At 68.8% G+C, this 24,649-nt stretch carries 19 protein-coding genes and 3 pseudogenes; 13 read left to right on the forward strand and 9 right to left on the reverse strand.

What is annotated here, in order from left to right; translation table 11 throughout:
* Positions 1-17 precede the first annotated feature (17 nt).
* From ACFY16_RS16060 to ACFY16_RS16070, 3 genes and pseudogenes are all read right to left on the reverse strand, one after another.
* Positions 18-851: an MFS transporter gene (locus ACFY16_RS16060; RefSeq protein ID WP_390647741.1), complete on the reverse strand. Its 834-nt coding sequence runs from the start codon at positions 849-851 to the stop codon at positions 18-20.
* A gap of 207 nt (positions 852-1,058) precedes the next feature.
* Positions 1,059-1,298, reverse strand: coding sequence for a hypothetical protein (locus ACFY16_RS16065; protein ID WP_390647742.1), 240 nt, complete (start codon positions 1,296-1,298; stop codon positions 1,059-1,061).
* A 101-nt stretch (positions 1,299-1,399) separates the two neighbouring features.
* Positions 1,400-1,507: pseudogene (locus ACFY16_RS16070) on the reverse strand (LacI family DNA-binding transcriptional regulator); the annotation flags it as partial.
* 52 nt (positions 1,508-1,559) lie between these two features.
* Between ACFY16_RS16070 and ACFY16_RS16075 the strand changes: the two are divergent.
* The 3 genes from ACFY16_RS16075 to ACFY16_RS16085 all read left to right on the forward strand — a co-directional run bounded on the left by ACFY16_RS16075 (position 1,560) and on the right by ACFY16_RS16085 (position 3,849).
* Positions 1,560-2,255 (forward strand): ThuA domain-containing protein, encoded by a 696-nt coding sequence (locus ACFY16_RS16075; protein ID WP_390647743.1) that lies wholly within the window; start codon positions 1,560-1,562, stop codon positions 2,253-2,255.
* Complete coding sequence (locus tag ACFY16_RS16080) at positions 2,240-3,343, forward strand: Gfo/Idh/MocA family protein (protein WP_390647744.1); 1,104 nt, start codon at positions 2,240-2,242, stop codon at positions 3,341-3,343. Before ACFY16_RS16075 ends, ACFY16_RS16080 begins: the two co-directional genes overlap by 16 nt.
* Positions 3,344-3,543: 200 nt before the next feature.
* The gene (locus ACFY16_RS16085) at positions 3,544-3,849 is read left to right on the forward strand and encodes a winged helix-turn-helix transcriptional regulator (protein WP_390647745.1); all 306 of its coding nucleotides are present in this window, start codon (positions 3,544-3,546) and stop codon (positions 3,847-3,849) included.
* A gap of 209 nt (positions 3,850-4,058) precedes the next feature.
* Here ACFY16_RS16085 and ACFY16_RS16090 read toward each other — a convergent pair whose 3' ends face one another.
* Entirely contained in the window at positions 4,059-4,370 is a 312-nt protein-coding gene (locus ACFY16_RS16090; RefSeq protein ID WP_390647746.1) for a hypothetical protein, read from the reverse strand.
* Positions 4,367-5,149 carry a phytanoyl-CoA dioxygenase family protein gene (locus ACFY16_RS16095; RefSeq protein ID WP_390648180.1) on the reverse strand — a complete coding sequence of 261 codons (783 nt, stop codon included), beginning with the start codon at positions 5,147-5,149 and terminating at the stop codon, positions 4,367-4,369. The genes ACFY16_RS16090 and ACFY16_RS16095 overlap by 4 nt, the downstream gene beginning before the upstream one ends.
* 124 nt (positions 5,150-5,273) lie before the next feature.
* On the opposite strand from ACFY16_RS16095, the gene ACFY16_RS16100 reads away from it, so the two are divergent.
* From ACFY16_RS16100 to ACFY16_RS16110, 3 genes are all read left to right on the forward strand, one after another.
* Positions 5,274-6,044: a helix-turn-helix transcriptional regulator gene (locus ACFY16_RS16100; RefSeq protein ID WP_390647747.1), complete on the forward strand. Its 771-nt coding sequence runs from the start codon at positions 5,274-5,276 to the stop codon at positions 6,042-6,044.
* 341 nt (positions 6,045-6,385) lie between these two features.
* Complete coding sequence (locus ACFY16_RS16105) at positions 6,386-8,551, forward strand: beta-galactosidase (RefSeq protein ID WP_390647748.1); 2,166 nt, start codon at positions 6,386-6,388, stop codon at positions 8,549-8,551.
* 373 nt (positions 8,552-8,924) lie between these two features.
* On the forward strand, positions 8,925-9,524 hold the full coding sequence (locus ACFY16_RS16110; RefSeq protein WP_390647749.1) for a hypothetical protein: 600 nt from the start codon (positions 8,925-8,927) through the stop codon (positions 9,522-9,524).
* 325 nt (positions 9,525-9,849) lie between these two features.
* Here the strand turns inward: ACFY16_RS16110 and ACFY16_RS16115 are convergent, their stop codons facing one another.
* Both ACFY16_RS16115 and ACFY16_RS16120 read right to left on the reverse strand, forming a co-directional pair.
* Positions 9,850-10,572 (reverse strand): FadR/GntR family transcriptional regulator, encoded by a 723-nt coding sequence (locus tag ACFY16_RS16115; RefSeq protein ID WP_351300938.1) that lies wholly within the window; start codon positions 10,570-10,572, stop codon positions 9,850-9,852.
* A pseudogene (locus tag ACFY16_RS16120) lies at positions 10,563-10,919 on the reverse strand (aldo/keto reductase); the annotation flags it as partial. The pseudogene ACFY16_RS16120 and the gene ACFY16_RS16115, both read right to left, overlap by 10 nt.
* Positions 10,920-11,489: 570 nt before the next feature.
* Here ACFY16_RS16120 and ACFY16_RS16125 point away from each other — a divergent pair.
* The 7 genes and pseudogenes from ACFY16_RS16125 (at position 11,490) to ACFY16_RS16155 (ending at position 21,593) form a co-directional block, all read left to right on the forward strand.
* Complete coding sequence (locus ACFY16_RS16125; protein ID WP_390647750.1) at positions 11,490-13,718, forward strand: alpha-L-fucosidase; 2,229 nt, start codon at positions 11,490-11,492, stop codon at positions 13,716-13,718.
* Between the two features lie 187 nt (positions 13,719-13,905).
* Entirely contained in the window at positions 13,906-15,465 is a 1,560-nt protein-coding gene (locus ACFY16_RS16130; RefSeq protein WP_390647751.1) for an RICIN domain-containing protein, read from the forward strand.
* Between the two features lie 217 nt (positions 15,466-15,682).
* Positions 15,683-15,910: pseudogene (locus ACFY16_RS16135) on the forward strand (RICIN domain-containing protein); the annotation flags it as partial.
* Positions 15,911-16,594: 684 nt separating this feature from the next.
* Entirely contained in the window at positions 16,595-16,804 is a 210-nt protein-coding gene (locus ACFY16_RS16140) for a hypothetical protein (protein WP_390647752.1), read from the forward strand.
* Positions 16,805-16,919: 115 nt separating this feature from the next.
* Positions 16,920-18,434 carry a glycoside hydrolase family 43 protein gene (locus ACFY16_RS16145; protein ID WP_390647753.1) on the forward strand — a complete coding sequence of 505 codons (1,515 nt, stop codon included), beginning with the start codon at positions 16,920-16,922 and terminating at the stop codon, positions 18,432-18,434.
* 242 nt (positions 18,435-18,676) lie between these two features.
* Positions 18,677-20,446: a cellulase family glycosylhydrolase gene (locus ACFY16_RS16150; RefSeq protein ID WP_390647754.1), complete on the forward strand. Its 1,770-nt coding sequence runs from the start codon at positions 18,677-18,679 to the stop codon at positions 20,444-20,446.
* 202 nt (positions 20,447-20,648) lie between these two features.
* A complete protein-coding gene (locus ACFY16_RS16155; RefSeq protein WP_390647755.1) occupies positions 20,649-21,593 on the forward strand; it encodes an expansin EXLX1 family cellulose-binding protein in 945 nt (314 codons plus the stop codon).
* Between the two features lie 145 nt (positions 21,594-21,738).
* Here the strand turns inward: ACFY16_RS16155 and ACFY16_RS16160 are convergent, their stop codons facing one another.
* Both ACFY16_RS16160 and ACFY16_RS16165 read right to left on the reverse strand, forming a co-directional pair.
* Entirely contained in the window at positions 21,739-22,455 is a 717-nt protein-coding gene (locus ACFY16_RS16160; protein WP_390647756.1) for a hypothetical protein, read from the reverse strand.
* Between the two features lie 436 nt (positions 22,456-22,891).
* A complete protein-coding gene (locus ACFY16_RS16165; protein ID WP_390647757.1) occupies positions 22,892-24,556 on the reverse strand; it encodes an extracellular solute-binding protein in 1,665 nt (554 codons plus the stop codon).
* Positions 24,557-24,649 lie beyond the last annotated feature (93 nt).

The raw sequence follows: 24,649 nt of genomic DNA on the forward strand, positions 1-24,649 counted from the left end.
CAGCTCAGCCCGGTCGACTACGAGCGGCGATCGAGTACGCTCGAACTCGCCGCATAACAGGATGAAACGGTGTCCACTCGTCGGGTGGAAGTCCCGATGTCCAGGTGGCGTTCCCGTTGTGCGCGGGACTCGGTCAGGACCATGCCCCCGACCGCGGCCGTGACCAAGCCCATGACCAGTGCGGGAAGGAAGATCCACCGCCAACTCACGTGTTCCACGATCAGGCCGTTGAACAGCGGACCGAGGGTCAGGCCGAGACCGAGGGAGGCCGTCCACAGGGCTATCGCCCTCGCGCGCTTGTGGCGGTCCGGACAGACATGGCTGATCAGGGCGAGCGTGGAGGGGAGCAGAGCGGCGGTGCCCACGCCGGTGAGCGCCTGCCCCACGCAGACCTGCACCACGCCATCGGCGGTCAGACAGACGAGGCAACCGAGGGAGAACAGCACGAGCCCGGCCAGCCAGGTCTTCTTGCGCCCGTACAGGTCGCCGATCATGCCGCAGGTCAGGAGCAGAGCCGCGGTCGGCAGGATGAAGGCGTCGGTGATCCACTGAAGCCCGGCGGTGGAGGCGTCGAGCGCCTGTTGCATGACCGGCAGCGCGACGGATACGCCGACGACCGGCAGGTAGGAGATGAACACTCCCATGCAGGCAAGCACGATGGTGACCGTGATGTGCCGGGACCCGGATTGCGGTTGCGCGGACTGGGACGGGACAGGACTGATGGCCGACATGGCGCCTCGAGACGGTGGTGTGGTGACGAGTTGCTGGAGCGAGAGTTCACAAGCCGTCGACTCCGCGTCGACGGGTGCGCCGTGCCCTACCGCGAGGAGGGACGGCACCGGCTCCGTCATGTCGGTCCAAGGTCCGGGCGGTGGCGCCGGCGTTGCTGCGTGCCATGCGCATGCGCGGCGGATGTTACGGAAAATCGTCGGCCGCGCGGCCCGCCCGCAGCCCTTCCGGCTTGAATCTCCATTGACGTAAGACGTTTCTGATCAGGGGAATTTGCTTCGGACCGTATACCGGCCGGGCCCCTCCGGAGATGCCCTAGGACCTGCAACCTAAGGTGAACGAGGTTGACGGCTGAGCCCTTTCGGGTCGCGTGCATCGCCGGATTCCGCGGAGTCCGTCACATCGCGTGCCTCGGCAGGGATGCCGGAGGTGATGAGGCCGTGGGCCGCGAAGATCGCTGTGGGGGGAACGCTGAGGGAGAGCAGGGCGGTGAGATCACGGACTCCGTGTTCGGCCAGGAATTGGCCGTGGATGAGGTACGGCTCGTCGACGGGGATGCCGGCGGCCATGAGGGCCGCCGTATGGCCGTGCAGGCGGGCGACGCCGACGGCTCCCGCCGCTCGGCGTTGCCGGGGGGACTCGTATCCCGCCTCTTCGAGCGCCCTTACCACCCGGGCTCTGGTCTCCGCCGGCCGTTGAGTACCTTCGACACCGTCGACGCCGACACGCCTGCTCCCCTCGCCACGACCGCGAGGGGCGGCTCGGGCGCCCTTGCCAACTGCTGAGCGGCACCGCATGATTCCACCGTCACCGAAGGAGAACGTTCGCCAATGCACCGCAGACAAGCCCTTGTCGTGCGCGGCGGCTGGGACGGCCATCAACCGGTCGAGGCGACCGAGTTGTTCATACCCCACCTGCAGAACCATGGGTACGAGGTACGCATCGAGGAGTCTCCTCGGGTCTACGCGGACGCCAACTTCATGGCCCGCGTGGACCTGATCGTGCAATGCATGACCATGTCGACCATCGAGGAAGCGGAGGTGCAGGGCCTGCGCACCGCAGTCGAGGCAGGCACCGGCCTTGCCGGATGGCACGGCGGCATAGCCGACTCCTACCGCAACAGCTCCGACTACCTCCAGCTGATCGGCGGACAGTTCGCCTGCCATCCTGGGGTACGTCCGGCGGAACGCACAGGCGAGCAGTCCGACAACTACGTCCCCTACACCGTCAACATGCTGCCGGCGGCCGCTGACCATCCCATCACCCGCGGCGTCGGCGACTTCGAACTCGTCACCGAGCAGTACTGGGTGCTCTGTGACGACTACATCGATGTGCTGGCCACTACCACGCAGAAAGTACGGGACTGGGACCCGTGGAACCGGCCCGTCGTGTCCCCCGCCATCTGGACCAGGCAGTGGGGCCGGGGCCGCGTGTTCGTCACAACTCCCGGTCACCACATGCCGGTGCTGAAGGATCCCAATGTGAGGACCATCATCGAAAGAGGCATGCTGTGGGCAAGTCGCTGAACGTCGGCGTGATCGGCTGCGGTGTCATCAGCGGCCAGTACCTTGCGAGTTTCGACAGGCTCGAGGCGGTCAACCTCGTCGCCGTTGCCGACATCGACCGGGACCGCGCCTCGGCAGCCGCCGAGGGCCGCACCGGCGTGAGAGCGTGCACGGTCGGGGAGTTGCTGTCCGCCGCCGATGTGGAACTCGTGGTCAATCTGACCGTCCCCGACGCACACGCGGAGATAGCCCTTCAGGCGATCGCGGCCGGGAAGAGTGTCTACGGGGAGAAGCCGCTCGCCGCGACCACCGTCCAGGCGCGAGCCGTTCTCGAGGCAGCGTCGAAGGCGGGGGTCATCGTCGGCTGCGCTCCCGACACGGTCCTGGGTACCGGCGTCCAGACCGCTCGGGCAGCGATCGACGCAGGACTGATCGGTGCACCCATCGCAGCGACAGCCACCATGGCCGTCCCCGGCCACGAACTGTGGCACCCGGACCCGGACTTCTACTACAGGCCCGGTGGAGGCCCCCTGCTGGACATGGGCCCGTACTACGTGTCCGCCCTGGTCACGCTGCTCGGCCCGGTCACCTCGGTAATCGGCACCGCCAGCCGCACCCGGCCCACCAGGGTCATCGCGTCCGGCCCGCGCAGCGGGGAAGTGATACCGGTCAGCACCGACACCCACGTCACGGGCATCCTCACGCATGCGTCCGGGGTACTGTCCACCCTCCTCATGAGCTTCGACGCCGTCGCCACGAAGTCGGCGAACATCGAGATCCACGGCGAAACCGGCAGCCTCGCGGTCCCGGACCCCAACCACTTCGACGGAGAGGTGCAGCTGCGCCGCCTCCGCAGCGACGCATGGGAAACCCTTCCCGTGTCCGCGGGGTACCGCAACGCCGGCCGGGGGTACGGAGTCGCGGACATGGCACTGACACCGCCCGCTGAAGCACCAAGAGCCGGAGGCACCCTCGCGTATCACGTGCTGGACATCCTGGAATCCGTCCTCACCTCCGCCGTCGACGACCGAAGAGTCCACGTGACGAGCACGGCGGAACGACCCACCCTGGTTCACCTCCAGTCGCTCGACCATGAACCGCCTCCATGAGGGGTGCGGAACCGTTGCCGCTTGACCGTGTACGAGTGTGCTTTCGCGAGGATGGGTGAGCGTCGGCGTCGGCAATCGGGTGTGCGGGCGGGTTTCCGGTCGGTGGGAACGGGAGTGTGTCCGTCGAATGCGTGACCTTTGCGGGCGGGGCTCGCTAGGCAGGGTGACGGGATGGCGCGGCGCTGGGTGGGGGTGACGGGATGGGTGAACTGCGGGAGGTGGCGGCGTCGTTCGTGGTCGAGGGTCTCGGTGATCGCACCCTGCGTTTCAGCGAGCTGCGGAACGAGATCGAGGGGATCAGCCACAAGATGCTCACCCAGAACCTGCGCATGCTGGAGCGCAACGGCCTGGTCGAGCGCACTGTGCACCCCACCGTCCCACCGCGGGTCGAATACACCCTCACCGAGCCGGGTCAAGCCCTGCGCGCAACGGTCGACGGAATGTGCGGCTGGACCCACCAGTACTTCGGTCACATCGAGGCCGCCCGCCGCCGCTTCGACGCCTGACGGCCGCCGGCGCACGCGCCGCCGTGGGCCGGCCAGGTGCAATGCTCAGCGTGGCCGACCAGCGTACTCAGTCACAGTAACCGGCAACCCGCGGGTGTCTGGTGATCACTTGTGCGGGATGATCCCGGTATGCGTGATCAGGAGGGGCCGTTCGGGGTCGAGCCAGCCTCCTCCCGGTCCCTCACGCCGGCCAGGTGTCTTGTCAGCTCCTATCCAGGAGTCTTGTCCACCTCTCCGGAGCCCGCCGGGCCGAACTTCTCGAAGAAGAACTCGTGCTTGAGGAACGAGGTGTCGTACTCGTGGCCAGGGTAGGGCGGTAGGAGCTGGGAGGCCTGGAAAAGGCGCCAGCCGTCCAGCAGGGCGTCGAGGCCGCTCTTGTACGGGGGCTCGTCGCTGTCGCCGGAGGTGGGGCGGGTACGGCCGGTGCCGTCGTAGCGCGACCAGCCGACGACCGGAGAGTCGAGGGCCGAGGTGGAGAGGTAGAGGACGAGGACTTCCTGGCGCGGCTCGGTGCTGATCACTTCTGCCCCCTGATCGCGGGTCGGTTGGTGACGCGGGTGACCCAGTGGTCGACGTCGAAGCCGGCGTCGCCGGTCAGGGCACGCCACAGCAGGGCCCTGTTGTAAATCTCCAGGCGGCCGGTGGCCTGCTCGTACCAGGGGAACCCGATGGCGAGTTCGCGCAGGACGGCCGGGTCGCCGAGGTCGGCGGTGTCCCAGAGGCGGACCTGCGGGACGGTCGGGTTGAAGCGGATCTTGTACATGTAGCGACGGCGGCCGGTGTCGTTGCGCCGTCCGCCGTGCCAGATGCCGTGGTGGACCAGGACGACGGTGCCTGCCGGGCAGGTCAGCCGGGTCTGGCCGCGCAGGTTCTGCACCCGGCCGATGTCGGTCTCGTTGATCCGGCGCAGGTGGCTGCCGGGCACGGACAGCGTGCCGCCCATGTCGGCGGTGACCTCGTGCGGGTAGTACATGAGCTGGATGTCGAAGGCGTCAGGGCGGACGTCGATGATCGCGTCCCCGTGCAGGTCCTGCGCCTCGCCCTCGTGCGGGCCGCGCACGTGCACGGCGTGGTGGTCGACGTCCGGTTCGGGCCCGACCAGGCTGCGCAGGGCGCCGGCGACCGCCGGAACGGCGAGCAGGCGCGGGATGAAGGTGGAGTCGTCGAACGCCTTGGACAGCGGGGTGCCGTAGGCGACGGGCGGGAGCTCGTGGTCGAGGGCGACGATCGCCTCCTCGTTGATCTCCCGCGGCACGACTCCGTCCAGCCGCAGGTATCCCTGCGCGACGAAGCGGGCCATCTCGACGGAACTGAGGGACTGTTGATGGTCCGGCTGTTGAGTGGTCGGCATACGGCGAAGGTATGCGCGCATGAGAGCGTTGTCGTGGGATGAATTCGTCGCTCGCTGGTAGATTTTCGGCATCATGCTGAGCGTCGCCCCTTGCCTCGAGGAACCGCCCGAGGTCGTGAACGCCGGTGTCGGCGTCCATGGCGTCGTCTCCGACCACGACGTCTTCCGGCTGCCCGATCTCTGGCAGTTGCACCTGTACAGCTACGCGGCCCGGCTGGTGATCGGCCGCGGTGCCGAGCACGCCATCCTCCCCGGCCGGGTCAGCCTCGTCCCGCCCGACACCGAGGTGCACTATCACTACCGTGGTCGGTCGGAGCACCTGTACGTCCATCTGCGCCTGCCGGACGCCGGGCCGGGAATGCCCTTCTCGCTGATGCAGGACACCGGGGACGAGGGCGCCCTGCTCGCCGGGCTCCTGCGGCGGGCTGTCGCCGCCTTCCCGTACTCGCGTGCCCGGGCGGCGGCCGAGGTGTGGACGGTGCTGTGGCGCGTGGCGGAGCTGGGCGGCGGCGCGGAGCAGGACGGGCACAATCATCCGGTGGTGGCCGCCGCGGCCGCCCACCTCGAGGCTCATCTCGCCGACCCGCTGACCGTGCCCGCCGTGGCCCGCGCCGCCGGGGTCTCCCCCGGGCACCTCACCCGCCTGTTCACCACCCACACCGGCCGCACCGTCGTCGCCTACATCCGCCACCGCCGCCTGGAACGCGCCCGCCACCTGCTGAGCGCCTCCACCCTCCCGATCCCGGCCGTCGCCGCCGCCGTCGGCATCCCGGACCTTCAGGCCTTCAACAAGGCCTGCCACCGCGAACTGGGCGCGGGACCACGGGCGATCCGGGGCCGATGACGTGCGCCGCACGCGGCACGGAGCACGTCTCCAGAATTGGTCGGATGCTTTTACACTCCCGGTAAGACGGCACCACGCACACCTCGGCGATTTACAGAGCTGGTTGACCTTTCTTGGCGCAAGGTCTGGACGGCGACGACCCTTGACGCCTATACATACATCCCATCAATGGGGGCGGGGTCAGATGGACCGCGGAGAGGAAGGCAGGCCGGAGTGTCGCTGACCGCGGCCGGACCCCGCCTGACCGTCCACCCCATCATGTCCCGGATGCCGGGACCCGCACTCCCCCACTCCCCCACTCCTTCGCTCCTTCTCGCCCACTTCTCCGCGAGGTCTCCCGCATGACATCTCTGCCTCCGCGCGTCCTGTTCGGCGCCGCCTACTACCACGAGTACCAGCCCTACGAGCGACTGAAGACCGACCTCGATCTGATGGCGGAGGCGAAGTTCACCGTCATCAGGGTCGGCGAGTCGGTCTGGTCCACCTGGGAGCCGGAGAACGGGCGCTTCGAGCTGGACTGGCTCCGGCCGGTTCTCGACGGCGCCCACGAACGCGGCATATCCGTCGTCCTGGGGACCCCGACCTACGCGGTGCCGCCGTGGCTGGCCCGGCAGTACCCGGAGATCGCCGCCGAGGACGCCGCCGGCCACCCCGCCGCGTGGGGCGCCCGCCAGGAGGTCGACATCACCCACCCGGCGTTCCTCTTCCACGCGGAGCGGGTGATCCGCGCGATCGTGGCCCGCTACGCCTCCCACCCCGCGGTCATCGGCTTCCAGGTCGACAACGAGCCCGGCCCGCGGCTGCCGCACAACCACGGCGTCTTCCAGCGGTTCGTGGACGACCTGCGGCAGCGCTACGGCGATGTGGAGACCCTCAACCGCGAGTGGGGGCTGGTGTACTGGTCGCACCGGCTGACCACATGGGCCGACCTGTGGAAGCCGGAGGGCAACACCCAGCCCCAGTACGATCTGGCCTGGCAGGCGTTCCAGGCGCGCCGGACCACCGAGTTCATCGCCTGGCAGGCAGGCATCGTGCGCGAGTACGCACGCCCGGAGCAGTTCGTCACCACCTGCCTCGCCTACGGCTCCCCCGGCCTGGAGGACGACGAACTGACCGACGCACTGGACGTCACCGCGGGCAACCCGTACTACGACATGCAGGACAGTCTCACGATGCCCGAGCCGCCGCGCGAGAAGCTGCCCCAGCAGTGGATGGCGTACGGGGCATGGGCGCTGCACCGGAGCGCCGACCGGATCTACTCCTCGCGCCAGGAGCCGTTCCTGATCACGGAGACCAACGCCCAGGCCATCGGTGGCCCCTCCGACAACCGGCCCGCCTTCGACGGCCAGTGGCGGCAGGCCGCGTGGGCACTGGTCGCACGCGGCGCCCGCATGATCGAGTACTGGCACTGGCACACCCTGCACTTCGGCGCCGAGACATACTGGGGCGGGATCCTTCCGCACAGCGGACAACCGGGCCGCGTCTACGCCGAACTCGTCCGGCTGGGCGGCGAGTTCGAGCGAGCGGGAGACCTTGTCGCCGGAATCACCCCGGATGCCGACATCGCCATGGTGTACTCCGCACCCAGCAAATGGCTGATGCGCAAGCACCCGCCGCTCTCTGCCCCGGACGGCGGCCCGGACGCGGACGCGTACGAGGGGATCTTCGACCCGTTCTACCGAGGAGCGTTCGAGGCGGGACGACAGGTACGGATCCTGCACGCCCGCCAGCTGCACGACCCCTGCGGCGAACTCCCGGGAATCGCCCCCGAGGCGGCGGCCGAGCGGCACCCCATCCTCATCGCGCCAGGACTGTACGTGGCGGACGACGGCATGCTCGACTGGCTCGCCGCCTACGCCGAGGCGGGCGGCCACCTCGTGCTCGGGCCGCGCACCGGCTACGGCGACAGCGAGGCGCGGGCACGCCACGAGGTGACGCCGGCGCGCCTGGTGCAGGCCGCGGGCGTGCGCTACGACGAGTTCAGCAACCTCCACACAGACCTGCCGGTGCGCTCCACCCCGGGCAGCCCCCTCACGCTGGGCGCCGGCGCCGTGGCGACCCGGTGGGTCGAGGGACTCGCCGTGGACGACGCCGACGTCCTCGCCACGTACGAGCACCCGCACTTCGGGCGATGGCCCGCCGTCACCACCCGCCGTCACGGCGCGGGACGCGTCACCTGTGTCGGGACCGTGCCTGGGCGCGAGCTCGCCCGCGCGCTCGCCGCGTGGCTCGCACCCGCCCCGTGCGCCGGCTGGCGGGACCTGCCGGACTCCGTCACCGTCGCGACCGGCACCGCCGAGGACGGGCGACGCGTCCATGTGGTCCACAACTGGAACTGGGAGCCCGCCGTCGCCCAGGCACCCGAGGACGTCGACCTGACGGACGCCCTGGACGGCGGCGCCGTCCCGGCCGGCACGCCCGTGCGGCTCGGCGCCTGGGACGTCCGCGTCCTCGCCACCGAGCCCGCGTCCCTCCCCTCCCCCGCCTCCCCTGGGGAGGTCCGGTGACATCCGCCGAGCGTGCCCCGGTCGTCCGCGGGGCTGGGACGGGCACGTCCCTGTGGCCGCCACCGACCGCTACGTCACCGCGCTCAAGGCGGACGGCTACACGGTGACCGTCTCCGACACCCTCGAGAGCTACCTCGACGCGGAACTTTCGCGGTCACGGACCTGGTGGTGCAGTGCTGGACGATGGGCGAGATCACCGGCCCGGAGGCGGAGGGCCTGACCCGGGCCGTCCGGGCGGGGACCGGCCTGGCCGGCCGGCACGGCGGCATCGTCGACGCGTTCCGCGCCGAGACCCGCTATCAGCTTCGACTGGCTGGACGGCATCCTGGACCGCCATCCGCGCCTCGTCCTGGAGAACTGCGCCTCCGGCGGCATGCGCACCGACCACGCCCTCCTCTCCCGCGTCCAGCTGCACTCCACCAGCGACCAGCAGAACCTGCAGCTGTACGCCCCCATCGCGGCAGCCGCCCCCACCGCGGTCACCCCGGAGCAGGGAGCGGTCTGGGCCTATCCGCAGCCCGAGGACTCCCTGGACGAGGTCGCTTTCACCATGGCCGGCGCGCTGCTCGGCCGCATTCACCTGTCGGGCCGCCTCCCCGAACTCGCCCCCGACGCGCGCTCCTTGACGCACGAGGCGGTCGCGGTCCACAAGGCGATCCGGAGCGACGTGGCGACCGCGGTGCCCTCCTGGCCGCTGGGCCTGCCCGGCTGGGACGACCCGTGGATCTCCCTGGCCCTGCACACCCCCGACACCGCCTATGTCACGGTATGGCGGCGCCCCGGTGACGGCTCCGAGGACTCGACGGTGCTCCCTCTGCCGAGCCTTCAGGGTGCGCCGGTCCGTGTCGACGTCCTGTACCCCTCCACCACCAAGGCGCGAGCCTCGTGGGACCCGACGAGCGCGGCGCTCCGTGTGTTCCTCCCGTCGGCCCCTTCAGCGGTACTGCTGCGCCTCTCCACCCGTCCGGAGTGAACCGTCCGGGCAGGTGGGGACGCGGGACACCGCCCGAGGTCAGGACTGCCGCGACTACGGTCGCGACTGCCGCAAGGCAATCCGCAGCTCCTGGCCCTGCTGCTCGGCGGTGACCCACGGCACCGACGAGTCGGCCCAGCCTCGGCCGGGCCCGACCAGGCGGCCGCGCAGCGCGCGACGAGCCGGGCGCCGCGGGTAGTCGCCCGCCGGGCGGCCGACGGTCAGCGTGCCGGTCGCCTCGTCCCAGCCCTGACGCCCGGGCCGCGTGTCAGAGCGAGCCGGTGCACGCCCCGAGGCAGGGGAACGAGGACCTGGCGGGCGCCCGTCACTTCGGCGCTGTGGTCCCGAAGGGGAGGGCCTCGCCCGACCGCAGGTGCTCCCTCAGCCACTGCTCAGTGTTGCTCACGTGCAGCAGGGCGGCGGCCTGACTGAGGGCGGCGTCACGGGTGGACAGCGCGTTGAAGATCGCCTCGTGCTCGGCCAGGGTCCGACCCGCGGCCTTGTCGTCGACCAGACCGCGCCAGATACGGGCGCGCAGCGTGCGGCCGGAGATGCCCTCCAGGAGGGTGAGCAGTGACTCGTTGCCCGTGGCCGAGACGACGGCGCGGTGGAAGGCGGCGTCGTGGGCGTTGAGCCGCTCGACGTCGTCGCGGGCCTCGCGCATGGCATCCAAGTGCCTTTCGACCTCGGCCAGTTGGTCGTCGGAGATCCGGGTCGCGGCCAGCGCCGTGGCGACCGGCTCCAGGAGCCGCCGTACCTCCATGAGGTCCTGCAGGGCGACCGAGTCGCCCTGCAGCAGTTCCACCGCCCCGCCGAGCCCCTCCAGCAAGAGGCTCGGCTGCAGGCTGGTCACATACGTGCCGTCACCCCGCCGGACCTCCAGGACCCGCGCGACGGCCAGGGCCTTGACCGCTTCGCGGGCGAGGTTGCGGGACAGGCCCAGCTGAGCGGCCAGGTCCGGCTCCGGGGGGAGCTTCGAGCCCGGCGGCAGGGCACCGGTCCGGATCAGCTCACGGATCTGCTCGATGGCCTTGTCCGTCAGAGACACCGCTCATCCCTCCCCTCACCGTGCCCCGTGAGCACGTCCGACCCGATCAGCCTCTGAGTGCGGAGCTCGTCCCAGAGGCCGTCCGGGACTTGCTGATCATGGAGTTTCACGTTTCGTATGACCTGTTCCGGATTCCGCATACCGAGGGTGACATTGATGATACTGGGATGCGTGTACGGGAAGGCGATCGCGGCCGCGGGCAGAGTGGTCCCGTGCGCCGCACGGACCTCGGCGGTCGCCCGGGCCCGGGCGACCGGAGCCGGCGGGGCGTCCTTGTAGTCGTACCTCATGCCCGCGGCGGGCCGGTCACGGGAGAGCAGTCCCGAGTTGAAGACACCCCCCGCCACCGACCAGCGACATGTAACTCGCCGATGCCGCGGACGTGGCGCCGCTGCCGCACGCACTGAGCAGCGTCAGTGCGGAGAGGGCGGAAACGGCGGAACAGGGGTCGGTTCCGAGTCTCATCGATGCCTCCTCGCGCCGGTCCCGTGGCGGGAGATGTTTCGCCTCGACGACATCTGTGTCTCGGCGCGCGGTAGTAATGGGATGTTTATAGCGGTTTCACTGGCGCGCTGTCCAGCCTCCGCTCGATTTTGCGACGCAATACACGACCAAAGAACCCACCGGGCCCCTAACGGTCGAGATTCATCCCATCAATGCTGTCGCCCAGTGATTCGAATCAGCCAGGAAGGGCTCGTCAGACATGCCATGTTTACCAGCGGTTACGCGTTACAAACACGAGCAAGTGGAGCAAATCTCCTGATCGATCGATGCCTTTCATCCCTGCACGCCGGTTGACATCCCAGGGAGACATAGCGGACCTTCATGCGTAACAAGCGGCTCCCCATGCACAGCAGCCACGCCGACCCGTGTCCCCCTGCATTCCCCCTGTCCTCTTCCGCACCAGGGATGTGTCCATGTCGAGTTCGATCAACAGACGCCACTTCCTGGCCGCTGCAACCTGCGTGGCCACGGCAGCAGTTGCCGGAGGTGTGTTCAGTGCCGGTGTCGCCGAGGCGGCGCCCAGCACGTACACGCCCGACTGGAGCTCGGTCGACCAGCACCCGTCGGCTCCGGAGTGGTTCCAGGACGCGAAGTTCGGGATCTACTTCCACTGGGGCGTCTTCAGCGTCCCCGCCTTCGACAACGAGTGGTACCCGCGCAGCATGTATCAGGCGGGCAGCAACGCCAACCAGCACCACATCGCGACCTACGGCCAGCCGTCGGCGTGGCCTTACCACAACTTCATCGACGGAGCGCGGGACCTGGCGGGCAACACCGTGAAGTTCGCGCCGAAGCTGAAGTCGGCCGGCGGGAAGTTCGACCCCGACGAGTGGGTGCAGCTGTTCGTCGACGCCGGTGCCCGGTTCGCCGGCCCGGTCGCCGAGCACCATGACGGCTTCTCCATGTGGGACAGCCAGGTCAACGAGTGGAACTCGGTGAACAAGGGCCCTGGTCTTGACCTGCTGCGGCTGTTCTCCACAGCCATCCGCGCCAAGGGCCTGAAGCTGCTGGTGGCCATGCACCACGCGTACCACTTCAACGGCTTCTACGAATTCGTCCCCGCGCAGACGGACGGCAGCCTCAAGAAGCTCTACGGGCAGCTGGGTTCATCCGCGGAGAACCAGCTCTGGTTCGACAAGCTCAAAGAGGTCATCGACCGCGCCCAGCCCGACATCCTGTGGCAGGACTTCAAGCTGGACGCCGTCGACGAGACACAGCGCCTGAACTTCCTGGCCTACTACTACAACCAGGCCAACAGCTGGGGCCGTGAGGTCGTCGCCACCTACAAGGACGGCATGAACGGCAAGGGCGAGGTCTTCGACTACGAACGCGGCGGACCGGCCGATCTCACCACCCCGTACTGGCTGACCGACGACAGCATCTCCAGCAGCAGCTGGTGCTACACGCAGGGTATCGGCTACTACAGCATCCAGCAGATGCTGCACTCGTTCATCGACCGGGTCAGCAAGAACGGCAACGTGCTGCTGAACATCGCACCGATGGCCGACGGCACCATCCCCCAGGCACAGAAGGACATCCTGCTCGGCATCGGAGACCACCTGAAGCGCTTCGGCGAGTCGGTGTACGCGACCCGCGCCTGGACGGCGTACGGCGAAGGGCCGACGAAGATGGGAGGCGGCGCGTTCACCACCCCCCACGCCGGCACCGCGCAGGACATCCGCTTCACCCGCAACAAGGCCGACGACGTCCTGTACGCCACCGTCCTGGGCTGGCCCGGCAGCTCGCTGACGATCAAAACCCTCAGCTCGGACCGGATCAACCTCTCGTCACTGACCTCGGCGAAGCTCCTCGGTACCACCGCAGGCACCTACATCGACCTGCCCACGCCGACCCAGAACTCCTCCGGCCTCACGGTCACCCTGCCGTCCTCGGTCCCGTACAGCGCCGGTGCCTACGTCCTGAAGCTCAACTTCTCCGGCACGATCCCGGGGCTTCTGCCGCTCGCCGGCGCCATCGCCTTCGCGGACGTCAACTACACCGGGGACTCCGCTGTCCTCACCATCGGCGACTACACGGCGTCCGACCTGACCGCGGCCGGACTGGGCGCGCGCACCCTCTCCTCCGTCCGGCCGGCCCCCGGCTACCAGGTCATCGGCTACTCCGGGAACAACCTCACCGGCACCTCCTGGACGTTCACCGCCGACAACCCCGACCTGCGCGTCACCGGCAACAACGACCGGATCGCCTCGCTGAGGGTCCAGTTCAACCCGGCGACGTACTTCCGGATCACCAACGTCACCGACGGCCTTGCCCTGGACAGCGGCGGCAACGTCGCCTCCGGCTCCAACCTCACGCAGTTGACCTGGGACGGCAGCTCCAACCTCCAGTGGCAGGCGGTGGCGGTCGGCGGCGGCTACAAGCTGGTCAACCGCACCAACGGCATGGTCGCCGACGGCTGGGGCGCCACCGCCGACGGCTCCGCAGCCAGACAGGCCCCGTGGAACGGTGGCACCAACCAGCAGTGGACCATCACCCACCGCGGTGGCGACCACTACTCGATCGCCAACCGCACCACCGGCCTGACCCTCGACGGCGGAGGCAACGTCGCCTCGGGTTCCATCACCAAGCAGTGGACCTACGGCAGCAGCACCAACCTGCAGTGGACCTTCACCGCCCTGTAGCCGGCGGAGCGCGCTGCCGCTGACGCGGCGGCGAAATTCAGCAGGCGCAGCACGGTTCCCGTGTACGGCGGCGGAGCGGTCCTGTTGCGTTTGGGATGCCAAAGCGTGCCTCGACGCGACTGGGCGCGTGTCCCCGGGGGACGGGCGGCCACACTCAGTGAGAGGGACACGAATGCAGAGAGATGGCATGCATAAGACATTCAGTGTGTCGTGGTGGGGACGTGGGAGGCGTACGGGAGTGCTCGCCGCGGTGACCGCCTTACTGGCGGCGCTGCTGACCGCACTGGGTGCCGCCGGGACGGCGCAGGCGGCCACGGTGGATACGAGCGCGTCATACGTGCTGGTCAACCGGGGCAGCGGCAAGGTGCTCGACGTGTCCGGCGCGAGCACCTCCGACGGTGCGGGTCTCACACAGTGGACCCGCACCGACAGCGCCAACCAGCGGTTCCAGTTCGTCGACTCGGGCGGCGGCTACTACCGGCTCAAGGCGCAGCACTCCGGCAAGGTGCTGGACGTCTCCAACTACTCCACCGCCGACCACGCGGACATCGTGCAGTGGAGCGACCTCAACGGCACCAACCAGCAGTTCCGGCTGGCCGATTCCCCGGACGGATACGTCCGTCTGCTCAACCGCAACAGCGGCAAGGCCGTCGAGGTCGAGAACGCCTCCACCGCGGACGGCGCCAAGGTCGTGCAGTACACCGACTGGGGCGGAGCCAACCAGCAGTGGCAACTGGTCCGCGCGACAGGAGTGCTGGCACAGGTACACACCGCGGGGCGGGTCAAGGACGCCGGAAACACCGTGCAGTACAGCTGGCCCGGTGTGTACTTCGAGGGCCGCGTCAGCGGCACCGGCGTGGGCATCGTGCTCAACGACTCTGCCGCCGACTACGACGTCCAGGTCGACGGAGCCACCGTCGCCACACTCGTCACGCCCGGCAACACCACGCACTGGATCAACGGCCTGTCAAACAGCACGCACACCGTCCGGCTCGTCAAGCGCAACGACACCCCGGGGGACACCAGCACGTTCGGAGGCTTCGTCGCCGCGCCCGGCGGTGCCGTACTGAGCAAACCGGCCGCCCGCAATCGTCAGATCGAGTTCGTCGGCGACTCCCTCACGGTGGGCTACGGCAACCTCTCGACCTCCCGCACCTGTACCTGGGACCAGGTCAAGCGGAACACCAACTCCGACGTGAGCTATGGCGCCCTCACCGCACGGCGACTGAACGCCGACTACCAGATCAACGGCTATTCGGGCCTCGGCATGGTGCGCAACTACAACGGAGGCTCACCGGACGTCACGTACCGGACCTTCTACGACCGTGCCCTGCTGAACGTGTCCGGCGACGTCTGGCAGAACCCGGGCACCTGGCGCCCCCAGGTCGTGGTGGTCAACCTCGGCACCAACGACTTCTCGACCGCCATCAACCCCGGTGAGGCGTGGACGCCCGACAGCCTCGCGGCCGCCTACCTCAGCGCCTACGGAGACTTCATCCAGAAGCTGCGCACGCGCTACGGGGCCGACACGACCATCGTGGCGGTGGGCGCAGGCCAGTACGCCGGCCATGTCCAGCAGGTGGTCAAGGCGCGCAACGACGCCGGCGACAGCCGGGTCCGCTACTGGTTCCTCGACGACTCGGGCCTGGACTTCCTCGGCTGCGACTGGCACTACTCGGCCCACGACGACCGTGTCATCTCCGACCGGCTCACCTCGTTCATCGCGGGTCTGCCGACAGGCTGGTGACGGTACCGACCGCCCAGGAGCACCACAGATTCGGCCATGGGACGGCATTCTGACGGTACGTCAGGCGACGACCGTCGACGCCAACGGGAGGACACGACGGCCGAGTCGACGACTCGAACGGCGGTTCAGACCGTTGATTCAGCACTCACTCGTCATGAGAGGACCTCTGCATGAGAAAGTCCTGGACTCTGTCCCTCATCACTCTCGTCTCTGCCGCCTCGACGCCGCCGGCGGGGGCACCGCCAACGGCACCAAGGTGCAGATCTGGGCCTGCCACGGCGGCGCCAACCAGGTCTGGCAGCCCTACAACGGCGGCTACCGCAACCCCGCCTCCGGCCGTTGCCTCGACGATCCGGGCTCCTCCACGACCGACGGCACACAGCTCCAGCTGTGGGACTGCAACGGCGGCTCCAACCAGAAGTGGACCACTCTGACCGCCGGATGACCCCCGCTCCCCGGACCCGAACCCGCCTCCGCGTTCCGGTCCCGGGAGATCATCGGTGACGGGCACCGCCGGGCGCGGCGCCCGTCGTGGCTGGGGTCACGAAGGCCCAATCGGCCTGCGAGCCGTCAGGCGGCCCCGTGCGGCGGCTCACCGTCAGTGGCCCCCCAGGCGCGGCGGCGGCCGGACCGTACGGTCAGGGCGACATCGCCAACCGCTCGTCCACGTGGGCCGTTCGAGTATGCCGGCGACGTTCCGCGCCTCAACGATCCGGGGCAGCAAAAAGAAAGCCGGTCAGTGGCGGAAAGGACGCCGAGCCCACGGCGCACGCTCCTCGGAAGCAGAGTGTGGAACTGGCTCTGGCGCATGACTTGTCGAAGCGCTTCGAAGATGCCATTCTCCTTCTGGGCCGCCCATAGACCGTCAGGAGAAAGGGCCTTGCGGCTGAGGCCCTTGTTGCACACGAGGCTTGTCCGTCAACTTGCGCCCACAGGTGAAGCGCTTCGACAGCCTCGACAGCCACCGCAGGAAGACCGTCGGCCTGCCGACCGATGCCCTTGCGAACGAACTGCCGCCCGGCGGTTGCGCGGTTCTGCCCGGGCACTGACCTCGAAAGAACCTCCATGACCAAGGAACAAGGGACTTTCCACCGGGGGCACGAGGCCCTTCACCTCGAGATCGTGCTCGATGACGACGGCAGCTCGCGCCTCACGCGCCTCGGACTGCCCGGCGAAGCGCAGAGAAGCCGCGTCCCTGCCTCTGGTGGAGGTGACGGCCGCAGGTCACGGCCGTGGCCGGTCGGGCAACCGCCTCGTGGGCCCCGATCTCGGCGTGCGTCTGCGCCACCGGACCCACCGCGCGACCCGCGACAGCGACTGGCACACCCGGCCGGGCTGAGCCTGACCCTGCCCACCGCGTTCTGCTCCGCATCAGCCCCACGGACCCAGACGCCTGAACCACCCCACTGAACCATCCCACGCCTGCATCACGAATCGACGAGAGGACCTATCGGGTGCCCCCGCTGCGCCAGCCGGACAGACGCTTCACCAACCCCGTGATCCCCGGCTTCCACCCCGACCCCAGCATCTGCCGCGTCGGCGACGACTACTACCTGGCCTGCTCCAGTTTCGAGTACTTCCCCGGCGTACCCCTCTTCCACAGCCGCGACCTCGTCCACTGGACGCAGATCGGCAACGCCCTTGACCGGCCCGAGCAGTTGCGCCTGCCGGCGGACATGTCGTCCTCCGGCGGGATCTACGCCCCCACCCTGCGCCACCACGACGGCCGCTTCTGGCTGATCGTCACCAACTGCAGCGAGGGCGGCGGCAACCTGATCGTCACGGCCACCGACCCCGCCGGACCTTGGTCGGACCCCATCTGGGCACCGGGCGTCCCCGGCATCGATCCCGACCTGGCCTGGGACGAGGACGGCACCTGCTGGTGCACGGTCGCCGGGGTCTCGCAGGTCCGTCTCGACCCGTCCACCGGGCAGACGTACGGAACACCGCACACGCTCTGGTCCGGCGGGCCCGGCGCCAAGGCCCCGGAGGCGCCGCACCTGTACCGGATCGGCGACTACTGGTACCTGCTCATCGCCGAAGGCGGCACCGAGCGCGGCCATGGTGTCTCGATCGCCCGCGGCCGTACGCCCGCCGGCCCGTTCGAGCCGTGCCCGGCCAACCCGATCCTCACCCATCGCGGCACCGACCACCCCGTCCAGAACACCGGGCACGCCGACCTGGTCCAAGGCCCCGACGGCTCCTGGTGGATGGTGCTGCTCGGCGTGCGGCCGGGCGGCGGCACGCCGGGCTGGCACGTGCTCGGCCGGGAGACATTCCTGGCCCCCGTGACCTGGGTGGACGACTGGCCGGTCGTCGGCGAGGTCGCCCTGGACCTGCCTGAGCTGCCGTGGCCGCTCTCCCCCAGCCCTGCCGAGGAGCACCGGGACGACTTCGAGCTCGCCGAACTGCGGCCGTCCTGGATCTCCCTGCGCGACCGGCCCGCCGAACACTGCACCACCAAGGAGCGCCCCGGATGGCTGACGCTCCGCGCGCGGGGCGGCTCCCTGGACGAGCCCGACGTGGTGTTCACCGGCCGGCGCCAGCAGCACATGTCGTGCCGGGCGCGCACTCTGGTCGATGCCGCGGAGGGAGGCGGTGGCCTCGCCGTGCGGCTCGACGAGCGGCACCACTACGAAATCGAGGTGTCCGGCACGCGGGTGCGGGTGGTCGCGCGTGTCGGCTCCCTGAGCACGGTCGTGGCCGAACAGCCCGTGCCCGCCGGGCCGGTGGTCCTCGCCGTCACGATCACGGAACCGCCGTCTGCGGACGGGCCGTGCACGGGACCCGACGTCGTCTCCCTCGGCGTCGAGCAGCCCGACGGCACGTTCACCGAGCTCGCGACCCTCGACGGCCGCTACCTGTCGACCGAGGTCGCCGGCGGCTTCACCGGTCGGGTCATCGGCATGTACGCCGCGACAGGCACCGTCCACTTCGACTGGTTCGACTACGAGCCGCTCGACGGCTGAGCCAGGCCCCCCTCCTGCTGCCTCCTTCTGCTGACAGGAACGAGGACGCTCCGCCATGTGGCGACGAGGGCCGGCTGGCCCGTCCTGCCCGACCGGCTCGGTGGTCCGGCCCTGAATCCCGAGAACGCCACGACACACATCACCCCATTGACCTGCAGCGGCAGGCGCGCCCGACGGCGGCGCCCGGTCGCTGCCCGACCACGGATCGGATCAGCCGTACAACCGACTGAAAGGCATGGCACATGAAGGACATACGGCAACCCGCACACCACCGCAGCCGCGGCCCCGGACGCCTGGCCGGCCTGCTGATGGCGCTGCTCGTCATCCTGGGACTGTCCGGCAGCACCGCGCTCGCCGCGCCGGGCGGCACGGCACAGCAGGCACGCGCCACGGTCAGTGTTCCGGCCCGCGCCATGGACGCCGTCGCGGCGATGCAGCCCAGCTGGAACCTGGGCAACACCCTGGACGCCATTCCGGACGAGACGTCCTGGGGCAACCCGAAGGTCACCAAGGACCTGTTCGACACCATCCGCGCGCAGGGCTACCGCAGCGTCCGCATCCCGGTGACCTGGACGGACCACCAGTCCGCCACCGCCCCCTACACCATCGACGCCACGTTCATGAGCCGCGTCAAGCAGATCGTCGACTGGGCGCTGGCCGACGGCCTGTACGTCGTGCTCAACGTCCACCACGACTCGTGGCAGTGGATCTCGAAGATGCCCACCGACCACGACAACGTACTCGCCCGCTTCAACGCCAGCTGGACCCAGATCTCCTCGACGTTCCGCGACGAGCCGCGCGCCCTGCTCTTCGAGAGTGTCAACGAGCCTCAGTTCGACAACGCCACGGACGCGCAGACGACCCAGCTCATGAACGAGCTGAACACCTCCTTCCACAAGATCGTCCGCTCCTCGGGCAGCGGGAACACAAGCCGCCTGCTCGTGCTGCCCACGCAGGGCTGCACCCCCTCCCAGCCCCTCATGGACGACCTGTCCGCCACGATCGCCGCGCTGCACGACAGCAACCTGGTCGCCACCGTGCACTACTACAGCTGGTACCCGTTCAGCGTGAACATCGCGGGCGGCACCCTGTACGACGACAACGCCCAGAAGGACCTGAACGAGGCCTTCACCCGTATGCACGACACCTTCGTCGCCAAGAACATCCCGGTCTACCTCGGCGAGTACGGTCTGCTCGGCTGGCCGGACCACAACCATCCCGACCGCGTGGAGCGCGGTGAGGCGCTGAAGTACTTCGAGCACCTCGGCTACCAGGCGCGCGTCGCCGGGGTCACCACCGCCCTGTGGGACCCCGGAACATGGGCCTACCTGAACCGCGAGACTCTGAAGTGGACCGACCCCGCCCTGTTCGCCTGGATCAAGTCGAGCTGGACCACCCGCTCGGGAACCGCCTCCTTCGACAAGGTCTTCGTGGCGAAGTCGAGCCCGATCACAGCCCAGTCGCTCACGCTGAACCGGAACGGCACCAAGTTCCAGGGTCTGTGGCACGGCGACACCAAGCTCGTCGAGGGCCAGGACTACACCGTCCTCGATGATCGCCTCACCCTCACGGCGCAGGCGCTGACCCGGCTGACCGGCGAGCGGGACTACGGGGTCAACGCGACACTCCAGGCCCGGTTCTCCCGCGGCCTGCCCTGGCAGATCGACGTGGTCACCTACGACACTCCGGTGCTGTCGGACGCCACGGGCACGGCCGGTTCGTTCACCGTTCCCACGAAGTACCAGGGAGACGACCTGGCGACCATGGAGGCCACGTACGCCGACGGCAGCAATGCCGGCCCGACCAACTGGACTCCGTATCAGGAGTTCAACACGGCCTTCTCGCCGGACTACCCGAACGGCACGATCATCCTGACCCCCGAATTCCTGAAGGCACTGCGTGACGGGGAACCGGCGACGCTGATCTTCCACTTCCACAGCGGCGCCAAAGTGAAGTACACGGTCACGAAGTCCGGAGACTCAGTCACCGGTACGGCTGTCACGGAATCCTGACCTGCCGGCCCTCGCCCTGGTTGCCCGCCTCCCGGGCAACCAGGGCACCGGCGTCTCTGCGCGCCCGCGACCGTGCCAAGCCGCCCATAACCGTCCTGCCGCGAGACTCGGCCACTTTCTGCGACAAGTCGTCGGCAACCTTTGCGCTTCCGGCGGTCACTCAGTAGTGCACCATCGGCTCGACCTTGCGAACGGACAGGACATGAACACACCGAGGCAGGCCGCGCGGCAGCGCAGACAAAGACGCAGGCTCATACTGGGCGGCACATCGGCTCTGATCGCCGCGGGCGTTCTCGCCTACCTGGTCATGGCGTTGCTCCCCGACCGCGACGTCGACGCAAGGCCCGCCGCGGCCACATCCCTCGCCACCACCCGAGGGAAAGCCACCGCCGCCGGCGAGACGAACACACCGACCGCGACGGCGAGCCCGACTGGCTCCCCCACCCCGACGGGTGCCGCGACCACCACGTCAGCACGGCCGTCACCCACTGACACCCCGCGGCCCAAGCAAAAGTCCGCCCCGGCCTCGCAGGCAGGACGGCTTCAGCCCCACACCACCTACCAGGGCGTCGCCACCGCCTACGAGGCCGCGGACGGAGACGGCGCCTGCCTGTTCGGCCCGAGCCCCGACCTCATGATCGCGGCCATGAACACCAGCGACTACGAGACGTCCAAGGCGTGCGGCGCATACGTGCTCGTCCGCGCGGCCAGCGGCAAATCCATCACGGTTCGGATCACCAACGAATGCCCCCTGCCCTGCGCACCCGGGCAACTCGACCTCAGCCAACAGGCATTCGCCGAACTCGCCGACCTCAAGGTCGGCCGGATCCCCATCACCTGGAGCCTGGTGAGCCCCAGCACCTCCGACACGATCTCCATCCGGTACAAGACCGGCTCCAGCCGCTACTGGTGTGGCATCCAGGCGATCGGCCACCGCAACCCGGTCGCCATGCTGGAAGTCCGCACCACAGGCGGCTGGCGACGACTGCCCCGCACCTCCTACAACTACTTCATCTCCGCCGACGGCGGCGGGTGCGGCAGCGCGATCAGACTCACCGACATCTACGGCGAACGGCTGACCATCACCGGAATCGCGGTGCGGCCGAACGTCGTACAACCCACGCAGGTCCAGTTCGCCCGACACTGATCCCACGGCCCGCCCACGGTCCGCCCAAGGCCGCCGACGGCTCCCCACAAGCCTGGAAGCCACCTTCGCGGACCACAACGCGCCGAGGGCCGAGGTCGGCCGCGCCTGAGGAAGGACGCGGACCTACCTCGGCCCTGGTGTCGGGTCAGCCGCCGCTGACGGTCAGGTTGTTGGTGTTGAAGTTGAGCCCTCCGGACGACGAGGTGATCTCATAGCCGAACTGGACGTCGCCGATGATCTCGTTGCCGGGCATCCAGCCCTTGGTGTAGGCGATCCAGTTGAGGATCGGCTTGACGTCCACGGTGCCGGAGTTGGAGTCGGACGTCCGCAGGAACGAGAACACCTGGTTCGACCCGTTGGTGCCCTTGTAGACGTTCCAGTTGTGGCCGCCGAGCGTGACGTTGGCCTGATAGCTGCCGATCGGGCCGACGGATCCGTTGTAGTTGACCCACAGCATGATCTCGTACTGGTGGTCGTTGTCCCAGATGTCGTACGACGTGTTGTACGCGCCGGACGACGGGACGCTGACGTCGTAGTTGCTGGTGAGCCAGCTGAGGGAGTCGATCGTCTTGTTGATCGCCTTCGTTGAGTTGGGGTAGGACTTGATGCCGCCGGTGTTGGGGTGGTCGGCCCAGACGCCCCAGCCGGTCCCGGAGTTGGCCCAGATGCACTGGCTGCCGGCGCCGGAGCCCCAGATGTTGTTGTAGAGCTTGTAGCCGTCCAGGGTGGTGCTTCCCCACCGGTCGCACGAGTTCCAGACTGCTGCCGAAGCGGGGGCGGAGGCGAGGCCGACGGTGGCACCGAGAGCCATCGCCGGCGCGAGCACCGCCATGGTGACCTTGCGTAGGCTGTTTTTGACCATGGTGTCCCTTCCACGGGTGGGGGGAATTGTGGGGTTGCTACCACGCCCCTCTGCTGAGGACGTGGTCCTCTCCGGCGACGAGACCGATCGGCTGCGTGTCACCGGAAGAAGTCCTGACTTCCTTACGGACCGTGCGAGTCGGCTTCAGAACCGCCGTCGCCCGGTCTGGTTCCCAGGTCATTGCATCTCGATCAGCAGGGCGGGCAAGGCGGGCGTAGGCGAGGCCACGAACGGAGGGATGAAGAGGGAGTCAGACCTACCTCCGGGATGAGCGCGCGGTCCCGGCGCAGCCGGATCCGCCAGGGAACCCGGCCCGCCTTGCTCGCCTTGCGCGGCGCCCGCGCCTTCGCCACGGCTGTGGCGACCGCGGCCGTCGGTTCCTCGACGGCCGCGGGGGGACGAGTCCCGTCGGGCCTGCTCCCGGCCGTGAGGGACATCAGTTGCCGCTGCCGTTCTTGTCGATGAGTTCCTTGTACCAGTCGCGCAGCTTGTCGCCGCCGGAGGACTTCCAGGTGGAGATGGCGGCCTGCACGTCGGACAACTTCTTGTGGCCCCGCACGTAGTCGATCTGCAGTTGCTCGTGCTGGCTGGCGAGGTTGGCGTAGCGGGCCGGCTCGATGACCTTCATGCCGTAGAGGGAGGTCTTCTTCATGAAGGCGCCCATCCGCTGCTGCCACTCGACCTGCTTGCGGGCGACCTCGGGGAAGTCGGGGTGGGCGAAGTAGGGAGCCGGGGCCGCCAGCATCACCCAGGCGTTGATCACCTCGGAGTTGCCCAGGTCGTTCTTGACCGGAACGCCGTCCTTGACCGAGTAGTGGGTGCCCTCGACTCCGTAGTCGACAAGCATCCGCTCCTTGGTGCCGTACGGCGCTGCCGCGAAGTCGGCCGCGGCCAGCGCGTTCTCCACGGTCTCCTTCGATGCGCCCTTGCGGATCATCGACCAGATGTTGGCGGGCGAGGACGCGGTCAGCGTCGGGTTGCCGCCGTCGGCGCCGAAGATGTCCATGGCGTCCATCTCGAAGTCCGGGTTGGCCTTGGCCTGTTCGGCGGTCTTCTGGTACCAGCCGGAGCTGTCGCTGACCCAGAACAGGGTCTGTCCGGCGGTGAACCGCTGGCCTGGGTCGCCGGACTGCGCCTTGTCGTCGGGGTGAACCACGCCGGCGTCGAACAGCTTGCGGACCCACTCCAGGGCCTCGAGGTACTCGGGCCGCTCGATCTGGTACCTCAGCTTGCCGTCGTCATCGATGTTCCAGCCGGCGAGGTTGCCGAAGACGCTTCCCGCGATCCAGGACATGTCACCGCAGGCGTACACCTTGGCCTTGGCGCTGGTCGCCTCCTTGGCCCAACTGAGGAACTCGTCGGCCGACTTGGGTACGGTGTAGCCCTTCTTGTCGAAGATGTCCTTGCGGTAGTAGGGCACGATGGAGCTCGCGGGGGCGGTGGGCATCGGAATGCCGCGCAGCGCGCCGCCGAAGATGCTCATGCGCCAGGAGTCGGAGGGGATCGCGGCGAGGTTCGGGTACTTCTTGGCCTTGTCGCCCGCCAGGTAGGGGCCTAGATCCAGGAACTTCGCGGTGACCGCGTTCGCCATCTTGCTGTTGTTCAGTTCCCAGTCGGGCACGACCACCATGTCGGGTATGGAGCTGGAGGCCAGGATGGCGCCGAGCTTCTGGCCATAGGTGTTGCCGTCCTGGTTCTGCCAGGTGATCTTGGTGCCGGCAGCCGCGTCGAGTGCCTTGTAGTAGGCGCACCCGGGCTTCGGCGGGGTGCCCCAGAGCGGGGACATGATCTTGAGGGGAGCGCCGGTGCCGAGCTTCTTCGGGACCGAGACGGCGAGGGCGGCGAGGTCGACCTTGCCGGTGTAGCCGGCCGACGAACCGTTCTTCGACGGAAGGTCCGGCTTGGCGACCGTGCTGGCGACGTAGGTCGGGATCAGCTTGTCGGCGGCCTTGCCCGACGTGGCACCCTCTCGCGACCCGCTGTCCGAACCGCCGCAGGCGGTGAGCAGTGGCATTCCCCCAGCTACCGCGGCGGTGGCGACCGCCGTGGAGGCAAGGAAGCTTCTCCGGCTCGGTCCGGAGGAGGCGGCATTCGGCGTCATTGCGTCAACCCTTCATTGCGCACCTGGACACCCGGCGTGGGGCCGTCGGCTGCGGTGTCGTGACTGGAACTGGCTGAGCTGAAACGGACACAT

This window comes from Streptomyces sp. NPDC001315, from assembly GCF_042896175.1.
Classification (GTDB): Bacteria; Actinomycetota; Actinomycetes; order Streptomycetales; family Streptomycetaceae; genus Streptomyces.